Source organism: Pseudoalteromonas sp. 68 DY56-GL68, from assembly GCF_041414825.1.
Taxonomy (GTDB): Bacteria; Pseudomonadota; Gammaproteobacteria; order Enterobacterales; family Alteromonadaceae; genus Pseudoalteromonas.
Window position 1 is genome coordinate 486,061 of the sequence record NZ_JAOCZL010000018.1, and the last position, 20,444, is coordinate 506,504.

A 20,444-nucleotide genomic window follows, 5' to 3' on the forward strand; every position below is an offset into this window, starting at 1 on the left:
CAAACCGAAGTTTGTCTATTTTTAAATACAAATGTCTAATTTTTAAATACTAGACTACAATCAAACCTTAGTCACGGTATGTCTCAACCGCTGGGCATGAACAAACTAGGTTACGGTCGCCGTATACGTCATCGATACGGGTTACTGTAGGCCAGAATTTGTCTTTTGCTACGCTTGGTACTGGGAATGCTGCGTAGAAACGGTCGTATGCACGATCCCACTCATTGCCTAGTACATCTGCTTGTGTGTGCGGTGCAAACACGAGCGGGTTGTTTTCAATTGACCACTCGCCAGATGCGATACGGTCGATTTCTGACTTGATTGATACCATTGCTTCGATGAAACGGTCGATCTCAACTTTAGACTCAGACTCAGTTGGCTCAATCATGAGTGTGCCAGCTACTGGGAATGACATAGTTGGTGAATGGAAGCCGTAGTCTTGTAGACGTTTAGCTACGTCCATTTCTGTTACGCCTGTTTGCTCTTTAAGTGGGCGTAGGTCAACGATACACTCGTGCGCAACGCGGTTGTTACGGCCACGGTATAAAATTGGGTAGTGCTCGCTTAACTTCTCAGATAAGTAGTTAGCGTTCACGATAGCCATTTCTGTTGCTTGTTTTAAGCCTTCAGAGCCCATCATGGCAATATATGCCCACGAGATTGGTAAAATAGCTGCTGAGCCGTAAGGGGCAGCAGAAACCGCACCGTTACCGATGTTTGTGCCAGCAACATTAATCACGCTGTGATTAGGCATAAATGGCGCTAGGTGAGATTTAACACCGATTGGGCCAACACCTGGACCACCACCACCGTGTGGAATACAGAATGTTTTGTGTAGGTTAAGGTGCGATACGTCAGAACCAATTGAACCTGGGCTTGTAACACCTACTTGCGCGTTCATGTTTGCGCCATCCATGTACACTTGACCGCCGTGCTGGTGCACGATGTCACAGATTTCACGAATTGTTTCTTCGTAAACACCGTGTGTAGATGGGTAAGTGATCATGATACAAGATAGGTTTTCAGATACCTCTTCGGCTTTCGCTTTAAGGTCTGCCATATCAACGTTACCGTTTTTATCACAGTCAACAACCACGATTTTCATGCTTGCCATTTGTGCAGACGCTGGGTTTGTACCGTGCGCTGAACTTGGGATCAAACATACGTTACGGTGACCTTCACCGCGTGACTCGTGGTATTTACGGATCGCGATTAAGCCTGCGTATTCACCTTGTGCACCTGAGTTAGGTTGTAGTGAAACTGCATCGTAACCTGTGATGTTTACTAACCAATCATGTAATTCTGTCATCATGATTTGGTAACCCGCTGCCTGATCAAGTGGGCAGAATGGGTGTAAGTTTGCAAACTCAGGCCAAGTGATTGGGATCATCTCAGCTGTCGCATTAAGTTTCATGGTACATGAACCTAATGAGATCATTGAGTGGTTAAGCGCTAAATCTTTGTTTTCTAGACGCTTGATGTAACGCAGCATTTCAGTCTCGCTGTGGTACGAGTTGAAGTTAGGGTGCGTTAAAATTTCGTCATCGCGTACTAGGCTTGCAGGAATAGAGTTGCTGCCGTTTACTTCGATTTCGTTTGCAAGTGCGTCAACGCTTAGGCCGTGGTCTTCACCTAAGATGATGTCGAATAGCTCAGCTACGTCTGCACGCGTTGTTGTTTCTGATACAGAAATTGAATATTCACCTGCGCGGTTAGAGGCAAAGTTAACGCCGTGCTCTACTGCACGTGCAACGATTTCGTCTTTGTTATCTGCAACAACCGTCAGTGTATCGAACCATGTGTCGTGCTTAAGGTTTACGCCTTTCGCTTTTAAGCCTGCCGCTAAGATGTCTGCAAAACGGTGGATACGCTCAGCAATCGTTTTAAGGCCTTGTGGACCGTGGTAAACCGCGTAGAACGCTGCCATGTTCGCTAGTAGTACTTGCGCTGTACAGATGTTTGAGTTGGCTTTTTCACGACGAATGTGTTGTTCACGTGTTTGCATTGCCATACGTAGTGCGTCGTTACCTAAACGGTCTTTAGAAACACCGATAATACGACCTGGTAGTGAACGTTTGTACTTGTCGCGTGTTGCGAAGAATGCAGCGTGTGGACCACCGTAACCCATAGGTACACCAAAACGCTGTGCTGAACCAAGCACTACGTCTGCACCTAGTTTACCTGGTGCTTTAAGCAGTAATAAGCTCATGATGTCTGCAGCAACACAGGCAATCGCTTTTTTGCTTTGTACGCCAGCGATTAAATCGGTTACGTCAGTGATTTCACCCGTTGTTGATGGGTATTGGAACAATGCACCAAAAATGTCGTGGTCTAGTGCTTCAGCTGCTTTACCAACGATAACGTCAAAACCGAACTGCTCTGCACGTGTTGCAACAACGTCGATTGTTTGAGTGTGTACGTCATCAGCAATGAAGAATGCATTCGCTTTAGACTTTGCAACACGCTTTGCAAGGCCCATTGCTTCTGCCGCAGCCGTTGACTCGTCAAGTAATGACGCGCTTGCTAGGTCAAGACCCGTTAGGTCTAGGGTCATAGTCTGGAAGTTTAATAATGATTCTAAACGACCTTGTGCAATCTCTGGTTGGTATGGTGTATACGCAGTGTACCAGCCTGGGTTCTCAAGTACGTTACGTAAAATTACGTGTGGTACGTGAGTTGGGTGGTAGCCTTGACCGATGTATGATTTGAACACTTTATTTTTGCTTGCTACTGATTTTAAGTAGCTTAGTGTTTCAACTTCAGTGCGGCTTTCGCCAATTGATAAACCTTGCTCTAAGCGAATGCTTGCAGGTACCGTTTGACCGATCAGCTCTTCAACACTCGATACTCCAAGAGCGCTCAGCATGTCGCTTACTTGCGCTGGGCTTGGCCCAATGTGACGGCGAATAAAATCTTGCTTTTGCTCTAATTGTTCAAGAGATTTGGCGTTTGACATTTGTCCAGATTCCTATGATCCAAAAAAAAGTGGTTACTGCCAATGGGTAACTGGCAATAACTTAAAAACGTGTTGATTTAGTAACTTACAGCGTATGGAAAAGTAAGCTATAAAATCATAAAAGCCCCAACTGGATACCCAAACCGCTTGATAATACTTTATTCAGGGCGATGTGAGCATTTTCAATTCAAGGCATATTGATGCAGGAATGGCATTCCCTTTTAAATCAATATAACGATGAAGTGATATTGCTCACACGCCCCGGAACGGTGGGTTTTAAATTGCTTTATTCTGCGTTAACTGATTTCGATTTAGCCCACTAGATCTTCAATCAGTCGCCTTGCCAAAAGCAATTTAAATTCCCACTGAATTTTGTATATTCAAGTGGTTTGGGTATCTCTGGGGCTTTTAGTCGGCGTGACTAATTAATTAATCTTCGTCGATTGTGTTAGCGTAGCCTTCAGCGTCTAACAGGTTATCAAGCTCTGATGTGTCAGACGCTTTGATACGGAATAACCAACCATCAGTGTACGGGTCGTTATTTACTGTTTCAGGCGAATCTTCAAGCTCTTCGTTGATTGCAACGATTTCACCGCCGATTGGTGCGTAGATGTCTGATGCTGCTTTTACAGACTCAGCTACTGCGCAGTCTTCACCCGCGTCAACTTCATCACCAACTTCTGGTAATTCAACGAATACCATGTCGCCAAGAAGTTCTTGTGCGTGCTCAGTGATACCTACAGTAAACGTACCGTCACCTTCGTCGCGAACCCACTCGTGTGAAGTAGCATATTTTAATTCGCTTGGGATATTGCTCATCTTTTTGTTCCTTTGGTTCTGTTACCAATCATGCTAACAACTCAACATGATTGGCATTATTAGGTGATAACACCAAATTTTTTATAGTTTAGATAGCTGATTTGCCGTTACGTACAAAGCAAGGTTTAACAACCTTAACGTTAACCAGTTTTTTACGCATCTCTACTTGGGCTGTTTCGCCAGTTGAACGCGGAACGCGTGCTAGCGCAACACTGTGACCAAGCGTTGGTGAGAATGTACCAGAGGTAATCACCCCTTCACCACCTTCAACGATGACTTTTAAACCGCTACGCAATACGCCTTTTTCTTCAAGCACTAAACCAACTAGTTTGTCTGTGCTCTTATCAGCGCGTTGCTGCTCTAATACTTCACGACCGATAAACTTACGATCTTCTGGCTCCCATGCGATTGTCCACGCCATGTTTGCAGCAAGTGGAGAAACGCTTTCGTCCATATCTAGGCCGTAAAGGTTCATACCTGCTTCAAGGCGTAATGTATCACGCGCACCTAGACCTGCTGGCGCGACGCCTGCGTCTAGAAGTTGTTGCCATAAATCAGCAGCTTGATCGTTAGGTACTACGATTTCATAACCATCTTCGCCAGTATAGCCTGTTGTCGCAATAAATAAATCACCTGCTTGCACACCAAAGAAAGGCTTCATACCTTCAACAGCAGCTTGTTGCTCTGCGTTAAGTAAAGTTGCTGTTTTAGCGCGTGCGTTAGGACCTTGAACGGCAATCATTGCAAACTCAGGACGCTCAGTAACCGTTACGGCAAAATCAGCCGACACTTTAGCTAAATGTGCTAAATCTTTTTCACGTGTTGCTGAGTTAACTACTAAACGATAGTCAGTTTCTGAGAAGAAGTAGATGATTAGGTCGTCGATTACGCCGCCTTCTTCATTAAGCATACCTGTGTAAAGTGCTTTACCTGGTACAGTTAACTTAGCAACGTCGTTTGCAACAAGCTTACGTAAGAATGCTTGCGCTTGCTCGCCTTGAATATCGACAATAGTCATGTGAGATACGTCAAACATACCTGCATCTGTGCGAACCGCATTATGCTCTTCGATTTGTGAGCCGTAGTTGATTGGCATTTCCCAGCCGTGAAAATCAACCATTTTTGCGCCAGCTTCTAGGTGCTTAGCATGTAAAACTGTTTTAGAAGTCATAATATTCCTTCACTTTTAAATTAACCCACTAGTTGTGGGGCGTGGCCTCAATTTAATGAGGGGGAATAACATGGGCGGCGATTATACATTAGTTGCACAGTTGTCACACCCAAATTGCGATTTTGTAACTAAAAAACAGCTAAACACCCAAGTGTATAGCTGTTTTAAAACTTTCTATTTTAAGCAACGTTGGCTAAGGCTAAATCAAAGCCGAGCTGTTGTAAGTACGTTTGCCATTTATCAAGCTCTGCTTGGCGCGCCACCAGCTGAAATTGCTGTGTTGCTTGGTTGTCTATAGCGGTTATAAACACTTCACCACTTTGTGCACCATAGCAACTACGCATGTCTGATAAACGTAGACCTGGCGTTAGTTTAAAGCTGTCGACCAAGGCATCAAACGCTTGCTCACCACTTAAGGTTAACGCGCTTAAGTCGTCACGCATTACATAATCAATGTCGTAACGTAGTTGTTGCTCATTAATAAGCGACTGTAATTGCACGCTGGCATCTTTACCTAGCACAAAACGAAATGCGGTTTCATTAAAGTAGTACAGGGCATAAGCGTAGCTGCTTGTTAGGTCATCGTCTAATGAACTACGTAAGCCTAAACCGCTAGCGGTTAGCTTATTAATATCAAGACCTAAAATAGCCGTTAAAAATGGGATTGCTTCAGTGCCACTAAAGTCCATAATGGCAGTATCGTTATTTGCTTGTAGCACGTTGTCTGCTGGGGTCTCAGCTTGGCTGTGGCGAGCAAACATTATTGGCGTAAAAGTCATATGTGACACCTATCAATCGTTAATGCTTGAAGTATATTGCGCCGTGCATACAACAACAAATTGTAATTATTTATCAATTGATAAATAATGCTTATATATATAGCCCTATAAATAGATTTTTTTTATGAAAAATATTTCTACCGACAGTTTACGTACCCTAGTCACCGTTGTTGAAGTAGGCGGCTTTGCCAAAGCGGGTGAGTTATTAGGGCTATCACAACCAGCTGTGAGCTTACAAATAAAGCGCCTAGAAGACATGCTTGGCCACAAGCTGTTTAAAAAGCAAGGACAGCGCCAAGTGCTTAACCAGTATGGCGAATTGCTCATGCCATTAGCTAAGCAAATGCTGCAACAAAACGATGCCATTTTACAGCAGTTCACCAGCGAAAACGTCACCGGTAAAGTGCGCTTAGGGATCCCAAGTGAATTTGCTGCACGTATTCTCCCCTCGATCATTGGTGACTTTGTTGCCCTCTACCCTGACGTATCGCTCGAAGTGCGCTCGCGATTGAGTAAGCATTTATTGTCGGTCTCGCGCCAAGATCAATTCGATTTAGTACTGGCATTAAACGAAGAGCTCGAATCAGCCAAGTTCCCTATTTTTATGCGAGACCAACTAGTTTGGGTAGGTGATTTAAACCTTGCGCAAAATGATGTGGTAACGCTTGTAACCGCCCCTGAAGGCTGTATTTATCGCCGCCGTGCAATCGAAGCACTACAAAGTGCAGGTATTAAATACCGCATAGCCTACAGTAATGCCGACTTAACTGGCCTGACTGCCGCTTTAAAAGAAGGCTTAGGCATTACGGTGCTCGCAAAAAGTACCGTACCCAATGAGCTAAGCTACCAACTGCAAACCAAAGACCTCCCTGAACTGGGTCAAATCGGTATTAGTTTAATAAAACGTGCTGATGAAGCTGGTAACGCAGTAGATAAACTCGCTGAGTTTATAGCCTTGCGCTTAACCTAAGGTTGAATCAGGATAAAAACAGTATTTGCGACACAAAAAAAGCCAAAATATCGTGCATGGTTAAAACTATATATTGATATCAACCATTAAGTTATTGCACTTTCCTGTACAAAAAACTTAAAAGCCACCTGTAAAACCACCCTAAAACACTAGCTAAAGTATAGTATTACAATACTACCATAAAGCCATTTTACTCTTTTATATCAAAAACTTAATCATTAGTACCTATTTTAGTACAAATAGGATTGATTCGTATTATTTTCCATGTTTAAATTACAGCGTTTCAAAACCAAGCACAGACAGGACACACAATGACATCTAAGTTTATTGTTTCAGCACTTTCGACTGCAATCGCGTTATCATTAAGCGCTAATGCACTTGCAAAAGATGCAACAAAAGAAGAAAAAAGCTTTGAGCAAATTACTGTAATTGGCTCAGCTGCGGCTATTAATGATATTCCAGGTTCGGCAACGTTTATTAGCGAGCAAGAGCTAGAAAAGTTTGAATACACAGACATCTCACGTGTATTAAGCTCAGTACCTGGCGTTTATGTACAAGAGGAAGATGGCTATGGCCTTCGCCCAAATATTGGCATGCGCGGCACGGGCACTTCTCGTAATGATAAAATATCTGTAATGGAAGACGGCGTACTTGTAGCCCCTGCTCCATATTCTGCCCCTTCAGCTTATTACTTCCCTACTATGGGTCGTATGGAGTCTATCGAAGTACTGAAAGGTGCAGCCTCTGTTAAATATGGTCCTCGTACAACAGGTGGTGTTTTAAACTTAGTTTCTCGTAGTTTACCAACAGAAGACTCTAAAGGATTGTTTAATGCTGAGCTTGGTAGTGATGGTTTTTATAAAGGCCACGCTTACTACGGTAAAAAGAAAAACAATGCCGCTGGCTTAGTTGAAGTTTTCTCTTATGGTGCTGATGGCTTTAAAGATCTACCTGTTGGCAGTGACAACACTGGCTTTGAGAAAAATGACTTACTATTAAAATTTGGTTTTGATTTTGGCGACAACGAAGCCCATAGCCTAGAAATGAAACTAAAGTATTCTGATGAGCGCTCTGATGAAACATATATGGGCTTAACAGATGCAGATTACAAAGAAAGTCCATACCGTCGTTATGCAGCATCACAAAACGATGAAATGAATACACGCCACAATGCGTATCAACTAAACTATGCATATCGTTTTGGTGACGGTTACGAACTACTGGCTACGGCTTATGTAAACGACTTTCACCGTAACTGGTATAAAGCAAGTAAAGTGGGTACAAGCTACCTTGAGCAATACAGCGAGTTTGAAGCAAACCCAACCAGCGAAGGGATCGAAGGTATTGGCGTAAAAGCGAATAACCGTGACTACCAAGCAAAAGGCTTACAAACTGAATTCCACATTCCAGCAGGTAACCACTACATTACTGTTGGCGCTCGTTACCATGAAGACGAGATGGACCGCTTTCAGTGGCAAGACACATACACGCTAAATCAAGACCTTTCAATGACGCTAACTGAAAGAGGCGTACGTGGTTCTGATAGTAACCGCGTAGATAGCGCTGAGGCGACAACATTCTTTATCCAAGATCAATGGACTCTTGACGCATTAATCATTAATGCTGGCCTACGCTACGAAGATATTACGATTACACGTGAAGAGTGGTCTAAGTCTGATCCAACACGCTCTAATGGCCTAACAAAAGATATCAGCAACGACAGCGATATTTTAGTGCCTTCACTTGGCGCAACTTATACATTAAACGACAACCTTACGCTGCTTGCTGGTATTCAAAAAGGCTACGCTCCAGCAGCGCCAGGTAACGCTGACCAAGAAGAAGAAGAGAGTGTAAATATTGAACTTGGTGGCCGTTATGATTACGCAGGTATTACTGGTGAAGTCATTTACTTTAACTCTGACTACAGCAACATGCATGGTAACTGTACTGCAGCTGTAGGTTGTAGCGATGACAACATTGGCGACCAATACAACTATGGTGAAGTATCAGTATCTGGTTTTGAGCTAAGCGCGGGTAAAGTATTTACAAGCAATGCAGCATCATTCCCTGTTCGCTTAACATACACATACACAGACTCTGAGTTCGAAAACGATTTTGAATCTGACCTATGGGGAAGTGTATCAAGTGGTGATGAAATGCCATACGTGCCTGAAAACCAGCTAGCCCTTTCTGTTGGTGCTGCATTCTCAAGCTTCGTATTCGATACGCAAATGCGCTATGTTTCAGATGCGCATGCAGACCTATCAGACTCAGGCCGCAATGCAATCGACAGCCGTGTAGTATGGGATTTAGCAGCTAAATACCTTATCGACGACAACCAAAATGTATATCTAACTGTAGATAACTTGTTTGATAAGACTTACGTTGCAAACCGCGCTCATGGTGGTATTCAAACAGGTAAACCACGTACCCTACAACTAGGTTACAGCTACTCGTTCTAATAAAACGACTTAGCGAAAGTTTAAAAGCCGTGTGATGAAAATCCCACGGCTTTTTTGTGGAATAAATTCGCGCGAAATAAATTTCACGCCTACGGTGGCGCTTCTACCATTGCGTAGGCGTTATGCTTGCATGGCGCGTTTATATGAACAAAATTTATGAGATAAATCGCGCGAAATAAATTTCACGCCTACGGTGGCGCTTCTACGATTGAGTAGGCGTTATGCTTGCATGGCGCGTTTATATGAACAAAATTTATGAGATAAATCGCGCGAAATAAATTTCACGCCTACGGTGGCGCTTCTACGATTGCGTAAGCCTTATGCTTGCATGGCGCGTTTATATGAACAAAATTTATAAGATAAATCGCGCGAAATAAATTTTACGCCTACAACGGCATTTCTACCATTGCGTAGGCGTTATGCTTGCATGGCGCGTTTATAAAAGCATAACCATACGATAATCTATACGAAATAAAAAAGTCGCGGTGATGGGCGTACCGCGGCTTTGCCTAACTTGAATTATTACACCAAGTTATTTCCAACTTCTCATCTTATGACCTTTTAAGGCATAGAATAAGATAAATACATAGCTTGGGATCATCACAATGTATGCGCCTTGTGCACCAAGACCTGCCACGTTCCCAAGGCCAATTAATAAAGGACCTAATGCACCACCAGCAATACCCATGATCAATAATCCTGAGGCTGTGCCAGTTAAACGGCCCAAGCCTGCAAGCGCTAAAGGCCAAATTGCAGGCCACACCATAGCATTAGCAAAACCGAGTAAAGCAATACATAAAAGAGGATCTGGAAGCTCTGGGCCACCAAATGGCACTAATAAAAAGTTTGAGATGATGAATGAGTCGTTGCTACCCATAACCACTAACAAGACTGTGATAATACCCGCAATACCCGACATTAATAACGCAGTTTGCTGGCTCATAAAGCGTGGGATAGTTAAAATACCAATTGCATAGCCAATTAACATACACGCCATGGTATATGAGGTCATCACTGAGTAGTCAGCTACACCAATTTGCAATGCGTACGAACCGATAGTATCTGCAGCAATCACTTCAACAGCAACGTATAGCGCAATACCAACAACACCTAAAACTAAGTGAGGGTGTGCTAGGGTTTCTTTAATTTCGCCTTTGCCATTTGATGATTCATCTTCATCGAACACTAAATCAGGTAATGGGGAAAATTTAGCAAATGCCGCAAATAGCATGATTAAACCAGCAATCAACACATAAGGCATGATAAGGCTGTTCGCCATCATGTCTTTTTGTTCTTGCGATAGTTTACCCGCACCATCCACTACACCACTTACAACCACAGCGGCAAAAATAACAGGCACGATCACACCCGCAAACTTATTTAATAAGCCCATAATACAAACACGCACTGCGGCTGACTTTTCAGAGCCCATTTTAACCACATACGGGTTAACAGCAGTTTGTAAAACAGTTTGTCCAACCCCAATCATTAACTGAGCAAACAAAAAGATCTCGATCATTTGCAATTTAGCGGCAGGAATATACATTAACGCCGACAAGGCCATAATAGCGCAACCAATCGCCATACCGTTTTTATAGCCAACTCGTTTTATAAGCATTGCAGATGGAATACCGGCAACGGTTACAGCAATATAAAATGAGGAGATAATAAACGAAGCTTGTAACGGCGATAGCTCAAGCATTTGTTGTAAAAATGGTGTAATTGCGCCATTAAGCCAGGTTATACACCCTAGAATAAAAAACATCGAGCCGGCCAATACCATTGGCAGCCAGATGCTTTGTTTTGTGTTGTTGTCACACTCAACCGTTGCTTCCATAATTGTTCTCTTGGTTAATTATTTTTATTTGGCGGGTCATAATAGCAGCTTTCTGCCGTTTAATTTCCATACCAATCACAAAAATTTAATCATACACTAACAAAAATGACAGCGCTATCATTTTACTATGTGTACAACATGAAAAAGCCGCAATCAGCAGGCTAATTGCGGCTTTAAAAATCGACAGTGCTTTGATTTAATTAGTTAGTTTTAAAGCACGGCCAGCCCTGTCATTATTGATACTCTTCGCTCTTACTTTGACAGCTTGCAAAGGTTTATTATGGCTATCGTAACGATGCCAATTTCCTAACTTATCTTGATACTCGATAGCAATATTTGGATAGGGAACAAACGCATCAATGCCACTGTCCGTCTTTTTGGCTGCGACTGTGGGAATACGATAAAAGCGCCCTGCTTGCTCAAGCTTGGCAAGCTCTTTAAACCCAACAAGGGCTGCAAAGTGTTGCCAGTCTTGCTCTTTTTGTTGCTGCATGGCTAGAGTGAACTGTTGAGTTTTATGACTATAAATAGCGCCTTCCTTTTTATAATCAAGTTCCCACTCAGCTTTGTGCCATGCTCGCTCGGCAAGAGCAAACAAACGAGGGTACATCATGTACTCAGCTTGTTGATCGCTTCGTAATAGTTCAGACCATAAATGTCCTTGAATGCCGTATGCATCCGCCGTTCTTGCTGATTGGCTATCATCGGCGACGTAGGTTTGATGCTTCACAGAGCGCCAAATTTGCGCGTGTGCGGGTAAGTTATCCGGCATAAAAGAGAAGACTTTTTTACTGTCTATAGCACGACTTGCCCAATGATTTCCTCTTTCTTGTGGGTGTGACTGATAAGGAAAGTCAAAATAGGTAACATCAGGGCTGGTCACAACGACTTTCCAACCATTGTTTATGTGGTTATGCGCGACTTTGTGACCTTCGTCACTTAATGTTGCCCACGCGTAGGAATGCACATTACTGGGCATATTGTTTACATTCACATCACTTAAACCATCGCTCCACCCCGCCACATTTAAGCCTTTATCAGCAACAAGCTTAGCGATTCTTTCAATAAAGTAACCATTAAACGAGTGTATCTTGGTTTTTTGCTGTAATGCGATACAACTTGGTGATTGTAGCCAAGCTCCTGCTGTTTCATCGGCACCAATATGGTATGTATTTAAAGGCACACCCGCTTCTTTATGAAGTGTAATAACCTCGTCTAATATTTTATCGATAAAGTCATAGGTGGTATCAAGGCATACATTCAGCGTGTTATCTTTGTAATGTTGGATAGAGCTATATGCGGTAGTGTCTTCAGGCTCAGTAAGTCGATATTGCTTTGCAAGGGCTGGTTTATTTAATGCCATAAAATGATTAAAACGCGCCTCCATTGCAACAACTGCTGCTCGAGAGTGCCCTGGCATATCAAATGAGGGGATCACTTCAACAAAATGTTTTTTAGCGTGCTGTAAAATTTCAATATAGTCAGCGCGACTATAGTAGCCATTTATGCCAGAGTTAGCGTTTATGCCAGCACCAAGCTGAGGTAGCAGGCAAGTTTGCTCTGTTAAATCAAAACACCTATTTGCTCCTACAGAGGTTAGCTCAGGAAGAGCCGCAATCTGCAAACGCCAGCCTTCGTCATCAGCTAGATGTAAATGAAGCTTATTTAATTTATACGCAGCCATTTGCTCTATCGTATTTAAAATAAAAGCCTTTGATCTAAAATTACGGGCCACATCGATATGCATGCCTCTGTACTCATACCTAGCGCCGTCTGTAATTCTCAACTCAGGTAAGGTTAAATCATCTAAGCTTATTAAGGCTGCAAGACTTTGTAAGGCATAAAAAGCACCACTTGTATTGTTTGCATTTATAGTTATAGCGTTATTACGTAAGGTAAGTTCATACGCATCAGGTAACTGAGACGTTAATTGCTGCGATACATTAATCACAACCCCCTCTTTCGATTGTGGTACTCCTAACTTGGCTAATCGCTCTAATGCCGGTATGAGAGCAATATAATGCGACTTTTTAGCTACGACCTTTATGCCTTTGCTCAAATCAATACGCGAGCTTGAAAGCTGTTCAAGTTTTATAGGTGAAGGGATTAACCCTAACGGAGCTGTTTTAAATGTCGGTTTTGTGTAGCTATCATAAAGATAACTTGCGCCCATCCAAGGCGTTTCATCGTCATCGCTCACTTGTAGTTGTGCATCAGTGATGAAAGGTTGCAAGTACGGCTGTAGCTCAAGTTGTGTTTCATTATCGACAGATGTTTTAGTACTGGCAATAACCTTACTATCAAGCCCTGGTGCAGCGAGTATAAAGTTAGGTAAAAATTCTGAACGAGTAATTTGCGACTCTTGGCTATAAAACTGTACTGCAAATGCGGTATTTGCCGGCATATCTTTAAATGCTTGTTTAGCCGAAATACGATGAATATCGCCATTGATATGTTCAATATCAAACCACTTCGAATCGACCTTATAAACAGGCATTAATTGGCTAAAGTAAATGTACCACTGTTGTGGGTCAATATCAGTGCTAGAGGTAAATGTAAGCGCTGACAAATAACACTGCTTTTCATGTGGAGCTGGGCAGTTTACGGGGTTTGCATCTACCAACTGATAGTTTACTTGTAGACTCTCTGCTAAATGGTTTAACTCTGCTTGAGTCGCACTTTGGGCTGAATGAGTCAACAATAGCAACCCTGCTATAACCGATAAAATAACCTTGTTCATGATGCTTGTTCCAATAAATTCGTTTCAGATGCAGCAAGTTGAAATAACTCATAACCACCGAGTAATGGCGCATTGTCGCCAAGCTCACTAATGGTAATTTGCAGCGACTGCATAATAATGGGCTGCACCAGTAAGGCGAGTTCCGATTTAAGCGCAGGCATAAATAGCGCGTGGGATTGAGCAACAGACCCACCCAACACAACTTTATCTGGGTTAAAGGCAAGTATTACCTGATTAATGGCATGCGCAAGGTGCTGCCCTAGCTGCGTAAATAAACGCAATGATTGAGTGTCACCGTTAAGTGCGTTGTTATAAGCTGCCCGACCTGTGGTTTGTTGATTTTTAAAAAACTGCCCAGATGTGTAGTCTTCGATAATACCATCTAAATAGGGAAAACTACCAAACTCGCCTGCCGCAGAATGCTTACCTGTGTATAGTTGCTCATTTAAAATAAGCCCTGCCCCCAGCCCTGTGCCAATGCAGACACCAACAAGATTATCGTCTGGGTTTACCTGAGAATATTTATACTCCCCCATCGCAAAGCAATTTGCATCGTTATGGATCAGAACTGGTAAGTTAAAACGATTCTCTAATAATGTTTTTAAAGGAACATCATACCAATGGGGAATATTGATCGTTTCAATAACCACACCTGTCGGCTGTAACACCATACTTGGCACGCCGACAACGATGCCTTTGCAATGTTTATCTATCACGTGATCAATTATGCGATACAAAAATTGATTCATCTGCTGCTTAGTTAAATGGCTATCAACGTCAAAGTAATGTTTTTCCTTGATCCCTTGCTCATCAACTTGAGCAACCAGTGCTTTAGTTCCACCTAAATCTACGCATAAAATGGTGTCTGACATCTCAGCCTCTACTCTAAATTTATTTAAATCGACGTTTGCGCGTTACGCTTAAAAATATTAATGGTGTGATTATTAACAAGTGGCTTGGCCCATATTCCCACACTGAATAAGTAAACCAGTGGAATAAGTACAACCAATAGAGCCAACTGCAAGCTATTAGTCAGGTCGCTAATCAAACCGATGGTTGGCGATGCAAGCGCTCCACCGATAATCCCTGTACATAAAACACCTGATACAGCTCCATGCCCATATGACACTGAGTTCAGGGCAAGAGAAAATATTACGGACCACATAATAGATAAGAAAAATCCAACCGCAGGAAAAGCCATCACTGCAACCTCTTTACTACCGAATATTGCGGCAATAAAGCAGGCACTAGCAGCAACACTAAAACCTTGTAATACACGCTTAGCGTTGAACAGTTTCAATAATACAATCCCCAATAAACAGCCTAATGTGAGTGCTAACCAAAAATGGCTGACGACTTGTGCGCCTTGAGTTTGTGGATCGATTTGATGATATCTTTCTAGAAAAACTGAAATTGAATTCGCAACGCCTTGTTCAATAGCCACATAAGCAGCAATAGCAAAAAAGAACTTAATCACAGTGCGGTCTTTTAAAAGCGCTAAGCTGTCTGTGAGATGTAACGTTTCGCTGTTGTCGTCGGCCTTTTTCGCCATAGGTACAAGTGATACAGCAACCAACATCACGGCACATACCAATGCAAAGATTAAATACATGCTGAGCCAACTCATATTCTCTGGCACCCACTGTAGTAACCAACTCTTCTCACCTCTGTTGGCAGAGCCCGCTATGTGGCTATACACTAATGGAGAAATGCTCGCAGCGAGGCCAAACATTAGTTGAGCGGCAACCGATAACACCGCAAAGTTATGTGCACCGCCACTGGCTCTGAGTAACGGGTTAATAGCAACTTGCAGCATCGCCATTGCACAACCAATCAAAAATAGCGCGAGCATAGCAACAAAAAAGGTCGGCATAGTTACAAAAATAACACTGCCAATCAGCGCTAATAAAAACGCTAGCTGCATGATTTTCTTTTCACCAAATTGCTGCACCAATAAGCCCGCGGGAATTGACATCACGCCGTACGCAATAAAAAAAGCAAATGCAAAGAAACCAGCTAGTGCCAAGCCTATGTCATAGCTTTCTATTAATGCCGGAAACAAAGGTGCCAGCAAGTTAGTGATAAAAGAGATAGTAAAAAATGTAAAAAGTAACAAAGTTACTAATAAGTAATTAATTTTCATTGTTATATACCTAAATTAAGCAGAGTGGTGATTGCATTTGCTTGTGGGCGGACAAACAAAATGATCCAAGGGGTGGTAATCACCACTCTTAATTCTTAGTGTGCTTAAAAAATTAAAGCCATGTGACATTTATCAAGCGATTACTAATACTATTCAAAGTTGTTTTGCTGCATTGCCTTAAGCTGCATTATGTGCCGTTCGAAGTACTTGCTACATAACGACTCTAAATAGGCATGAGCGGCTAAATCGATCTCTTGTTGAGCGCTTTCAGTGGGGGCATTTAACGCGCTATCTCTATAGTCCATACCTGCCAGTAAGCTGTACCAACTCGGCCTTGAGTAAACGCTTTCTGGGTATTGATGATATAAATAAGCATCAAAATCATCGCCGTTTCGCCATGCTGCTAACAATGGCTCTAACCTAGTTGGTATCTCGGTAGTCTGTGTTACAGCACGCCAATAAGCGCTATCACGACGCTTGGATGTCGTATAATGCGCACAAATATAATCTTTAATCCCATTCACTAAATAATGGAGTTGCTGATTGGTATGTAGTCTTAGCTTTTCAGTTTGTGTAGGACTTGTTTGAATTTTTGATATAGCCTTACTAAGCCACAAAATAGATTGCTGGGTAACCATCAGTGATGTCGCCTCAAGAGGTTCGATAAAGCTCTGTGCTAAGCCTATTGCCATGACATTTTTTTGCCATGCAGACGAGCGTGCCCCTACTTTCATGGACACATGTCTGAACTCAACGTCATTCACTGAAATATTAAGCGTTGCTGCAAGCTCTTGCTCTGCCTGTTGTTTTGAGAGAAAAGCCGAGCTATAAACATAGCCTGTGCCAACTCGTGAGGCTAAAGGTATTTGCCAAAGCCAACCTGCACTCAACGCAGTTGAATGTGTCGCAGCTTGTAGCGGCTGATTCATATTTTGTGGGCACGCTACAGTTACAGCGCTGTCATTTAATAGCTGATCTGTAAAAGGTTGAAACCTACAGCCGAGTGTTTCACCAATTAAGAGCGCGTTAAAACCACTTGCATCAATATAAAAATCAGCATTAACCGGTGCTGAGTGTTTTAGCTTCAGCTCGCTTATTTCACCTTGAGCATTTGTTATTGCTGCAACAAATTCATCATCAATATGTGTAACACCACGCTCGATTGCATAGCCCTTTAGAATATGAGCTAACTTTTTGGCATCAAAGTGATAACCATAGTGCTGCTCACGCACCATTGGGCTTTTGGCTTTCGGGCTTAACGCGTTTTTTGCAAGATGTCCTGTTAAAAAATAACTATCGGGACCACACCACTGCTCATGACCGCGACGTCTTGCATTGGCATTTACAAAAAATACCTCCGCGGTGTTGATATCCATCTCACTATAAAAGGGATGAAAATAAGCACGGTGATCACCATTCCAATTTTTAAAGTAAATACCCGCTTTAAATGTCGCATCGCAATAAGGCATCCACTGCTGCTCAGCAATCCCCAACTGTTGCATAAACTGTTTTAAATGAGGTGTAGATCCTTCTCCGACACCGATAGCGCCGATTTTACTCGACTCAATCAGGGTAATATCCAGATCAGTGTGGAATTTGCTTAGGTAAGCAGCACACATCCAACCGGCTGTACCACCCCCTAAAATTGCTAACTTTTTAATTTCTTTCATAGGGTGTTTAGGCCGTATTACACGGCCTAACTCCATTAAAATTTATAGCTAACACTTAGATAGTAACGAGAACCAAATTCAATGGTATTTTGTGTAAGACCATAGTTGGTGTCGTATGATTGGATAACCTCGTTGGTAAGGTTTACACCTTCAAGGCTGACATCAAGATTTTCCATCGCATGCCAAATGATTGAAGCATCAATTTGCTGATAATCATCGTTTTTCACAGCTTGGGCCGCACCAACACCAATCCACTCGCTGCGCCAGTTGTACGCAATTCGAGTGCTGATGTAAGCATTTTCATAAAACAATGACGCATTGAAGCTATTTTCCGACACCCCTGGCACCATTTCTTTGGTGTTATCAGGGGTATTGGTTTCGCTATCAACGTAAGTGTAATTGGTTATAAAGCCAATCCCATTATCAAAGCTATGCTGAAGCTGTAGCTCTAAACCTGTTACTTCACCGTCACCATTACTACGCGGTCTGGTCACACGGCATTGATCATAAAGATCTGGGCTCGCACCACAGCCTTCAACGGTTTCAACCGCTTCTGTTGAGAAAACAACATTCTCAATCTGTTTAGTAAATAACGCTGCTGAAAACATTGATGCATCAGTAAAGTAATACTCTATACCTAAATCAGCTTGATCAGCCTCATACGGTTTTAAATCTGGATTACCACCTGTTGCATTACCAAAGTTTTCATTAATAGCTAAACCAGGTTTTAAATCACTGTAGTTGGTACGCGCCATTACCTGCGATGCTGCCGCACGAATAATAGTGTTATCTGTTAAATCATAGGCAAAGTTAATGCTTGGTAAGAAGTTATCGTAATCGATGGTTTCTTCAAACTGTTGACCTGCTGCAAAACCTTGTGATGTTTGCTCTGTTTCAACATAGCGCACGCCCATATTACCGCGATAGTTTTCACCACTGAAATCGGCTTTTACGTACACAGCAATCATATCTTCATCAACCGAGAAGGTATTACCTAGATTTGCAACTTCAGTGAGCGCACCGGCTTTATACTTATCTGAAATAAACCCCCACCATTTGTCGGTATCAAGATAGGCATATGAATCAAGTGTGTGGCCTGAAGATTGTGAGTGTAGGCCTGTAAAAACACCGCCACTCCAGTTTGCAAAATTACCGTCAGGCACAAAACCAATTATTTCATCGGGATTACGATTAAACGCGACCCGAGAAAATTCACTGCGATTAAATTTAATACCGGTTTCAAGCGCAGTAAAAAATTGGCCGTCTAGGATAAATTCAAGATCTAATTGCGCATAGCTCACTTCATGCTCTTGAACTGTGGTTTCATAGTTAGCTTCTTGTGCATGCTTAAGCTGCGAAGCATCTGTCGCATCAAGTGATGTTAACCATACTTGGTAGGGTCCTGTTGCATCATAGGTAAAACCTCCATCGGTACTATTTTGTCCATCAGGAAATGCCGGATCGCCAATTTTATCGCCTTCATCTGTTGCGGGGATCCACCAAGAAGATGCACCAAACTGAGTACCGCCATCGGATGTCGACTGACCAATAACCCCTGATAAAGTAAAGCTATCGCCTACATATTTACCCGATAGGTTTAATACATCAGCCTTCATGTTAACGGCATTACGCACCACAGGGTTGTATATAATAGATGCATACCCAGGCTCGATTGTTGCCTGCTCTGTTCCCCCTAATGAATTATTAACAACATTAGATGAGCCCATACCACGCGCACTGACTGTTAAAAAGTTATGGTTTACATGCGGGTTATCGAATTCAAAACGAAAATAATCAACGACAAACTCTGTATTATCGGTTGGTGTAAATTGTGCCGTGAGTTGCGCACTTGTTCTCTCACGCTCTGCTTTAAATGCTTGCGAGCCAATACTCCATGCACCTACCGTTGATTGTTGATTTGTACTTTGATCTTCTGCGAAGTACTCGTAATAGCCACCTATGGACTCTAATACATGACGACCAGATGTTAACTGTTCATATGAATAGGCTGCTAGCACACCAAATTTTTCGTTATCATCTTTCCAACTGAATAGCACAGAACCGCCAGGATCCGTTTCATCGTACAGCGAGCTTCTTGCCAGCTCAGCCGACACCATGAGCGTATTTGTATCAAGGTCCAAAGGCTTACGCGTTGTTAAGTTAACCGTGCCGCCTAGAGCACCTTCTTCAATATTTGCTTCCGGCGTTTTGAACACTTCAACAGCAGATACTTGCTCAGCCGATAATAGCTCCATATTGAAAGTACGTGTGGCAGGGCCTAAGTCATACCAAGATGTACTTGCCACTGTTTGTCCATTTAATAACACACGTGACTGCTCTGGTGCTGTACCACGAATTGTCACGCCACTTACTTCGCCGTATTGACGGTCAACAGTTACCCCTGAAATACGTTGCAGTGCATCACCAATATTTTTATCTGGAAACTTACCAATATCTTCTGCGGTGATAGCATCGACAACACCGTCGGCAAATCGTTTGGTATTCATGGATGCTTCTAATGAGCGGCGAATGCCTCTTACTTCGATGGTTTCGATGTCGTCTTTAGCATCAACTTCCTGAGCATAACTTGTTGTTGGTGCGCTAAATAATGTTGAAGTACATATTGCCAATATGCTTAGTCGAAATGGTGCTTTGGTGTGTTTAATCTTCATTCCTAGTCCCTATTTATTGTTATAAAAGCGGCACTAGGTTATCCCGTTAACCTTACGTTAAGAGGTACAATTCTTACCTGTTCTAGTATTTTTCTATCAATTAATGCCTATTTATGACGAAAATTTAAACCATGATAATAAATAAGAATAAGCTTGGAGTAGGTTAATACCAAAAGGTAATAGAATAGTATCACTATCAATCTTAACATTTGCTCAAATAAGGAA

Annotated in this window: 12 protein-coding genes; 2 read left to right on the forward strand and 10 right to left on the reverse strand. The window is 42.4% G+C overall.

Translation table 11 applies throughout. The features are described 5' to 3' along the window. Positions 1-67: 67 nt before the first annotated feature. The 4 genes from gcvP to NYF15_RS10645 form a co-directional block, all read right to left on the reverse strand. Positions 68-2,956, reverse strand: coding sequence for an aminomethyl-transferring glycine dehydrogenase (gcvP, locus tag NYF15_RS10630; protein WP_371353546.1), 2,889 nt, complete (start codon positions 2,954-2,956; stop codon positions 68-70). 429 nt (positions 2,957-3,385) lie between these two features. After that, positions 3,386-3,775, reverse strand: coding sequence for a glycine cleavage system protein GcvH (gene gcvH, locus NYF15_RS10635; RefSeq protein WP_054551324.1), 390 nt, complete (start codon positions 3,773-3,775; stop codon positions 3,386-3,388). 88 nt (positions 3,776-3,863) lie between these two features. Next, on the reverse strand, positions 3,864-4,946 hold the full coding sequence (gene gcvT, locus NYF15_RS10640) for a glycine cleavage system aminomethyltransferase GcvT (protein WP_371353547.1): 1,083 nt from the start codon (positions 4,944-4,946) through the stop codon (positions 3,864-3,866). Positions 4,947-5,125: 179 nt separating this feature from the next. Beyond that, positions 5,126-5,725, reverse strand: coding sequence for a hypothetical protein (locus tag NYF15_RS10645; protein WP_371353548.1), 600 nt, complete (start codon positions 5,723-5,725; stop codon positions 5,126-5,128). Positions 5,726-5,849: 124 nt separating this feature from the next. Between NYF15_RS10645 and NYF15_RS10650 the strand changes: the two genes are divergently transcribed. Together NYF15_RS10650 and NYF15_RS10655 are read left to right on the forward strand one after the other, a co-directional pair. Beyond that, entirely contained in the window at positions 5,850-6,695 is an 846-nt protein-coding gene (locus NYF15_RS10650; protein ID WP_130151110.1) for a LysR family transcriptional regulator, read from the forward strand. A gap of 311 nt (positions 6,696-7,006) precedes the next feature. Further along, a complete protein-coding gene (locus NYF15_RS10655) occupies positions 7,007-9,157 on the forward strand; it encodes a TonB-dependent receptor family protein (RefSeq protein WP_371353549.1) in 2,151 nt (716 codons plus the stop codon). A 532-nt stretch (positions 9,158-9,689) separates the two neighbouring features. Here NYF15_RS10655 and nagP read toward each other — a convergent pair. From nagP to NYF15_RS10685, 6 genes are all read right to left on the reverse strand, one after another. Continuing rightward, the gene (nagP, locus tag NYF15_RS10660) at positions 9,690-10,994 is read right to left on the reverse strand and encodes an N-acetylglucosamine MFS transporter NagP (protein WP_371353550.1); all 1,305 of its coding nucleotides are present in this window, start codon (positions 10,992-10,994) and stop codon (positions 9,690-9,692) included. A gap of 196 nt (positions 10,995-11,190) precedes the next feature. Continuing rightward, entirely contained in the window at positions 11,191-13,734 is a 2,544-nt protein-coding gene (locus NYF15_RS10665; protein WP_371353551.1) for a family 20 glycosylhydrolase, read from the reverse strand. Next, a complete protein-coding gene (locus tag NYF15_RS10670) occupies positions 13,731-14,606 on the reverse strand; it encodes an ROK family protein (RefSeq protein WP_130151106.1) in 876 nt (291 codons plus the stop codon). The genes NYF15_RS10665 and NYF15_RS10670 overlap by 4 nt, the downstream gene beginning before the upstream one ends. Positions 14,607-14,629: 23 nt before the next feature. Then, on the reverse strand, positions 14,630-15,877 hold the full coding sequence (locus NYF15_RS10675; protein WP_371353552.1) for an MFS transporter: 1,248 nt from the start codon (positions 15,875-15,877) through the stop codon (positions 14,630-14,632). Between the two features lie 149 nt (positions 15,878-16,026). Beyond that, positions 16,027-17,547 (reverse strand): tryptophan halogenase family protein, encoded by a 1,521-nt coding sequence (locus tag NYF15_RS10680; RefSeq protein ID WP_371353553.1) that lies wholly within the window; start codon positions 17,545-17,547, stop codon positions 16,027-16,029. 35 nt (positions 17,548-17,582) lie between these two features. Beyond that, positions 17,583-20,219, reverse strand: coding sequence for a TonB-dependent receptor (locus tag NYF15_RS10685; RefSeq protein WP_371353554.1), 2,637 nt, complete (start codon positions 20,217-20,219; stop codon positions 17,583-17,585). Between the last annotated feature and the right edge of the window lie 225 nt (positions 20,220-20,444).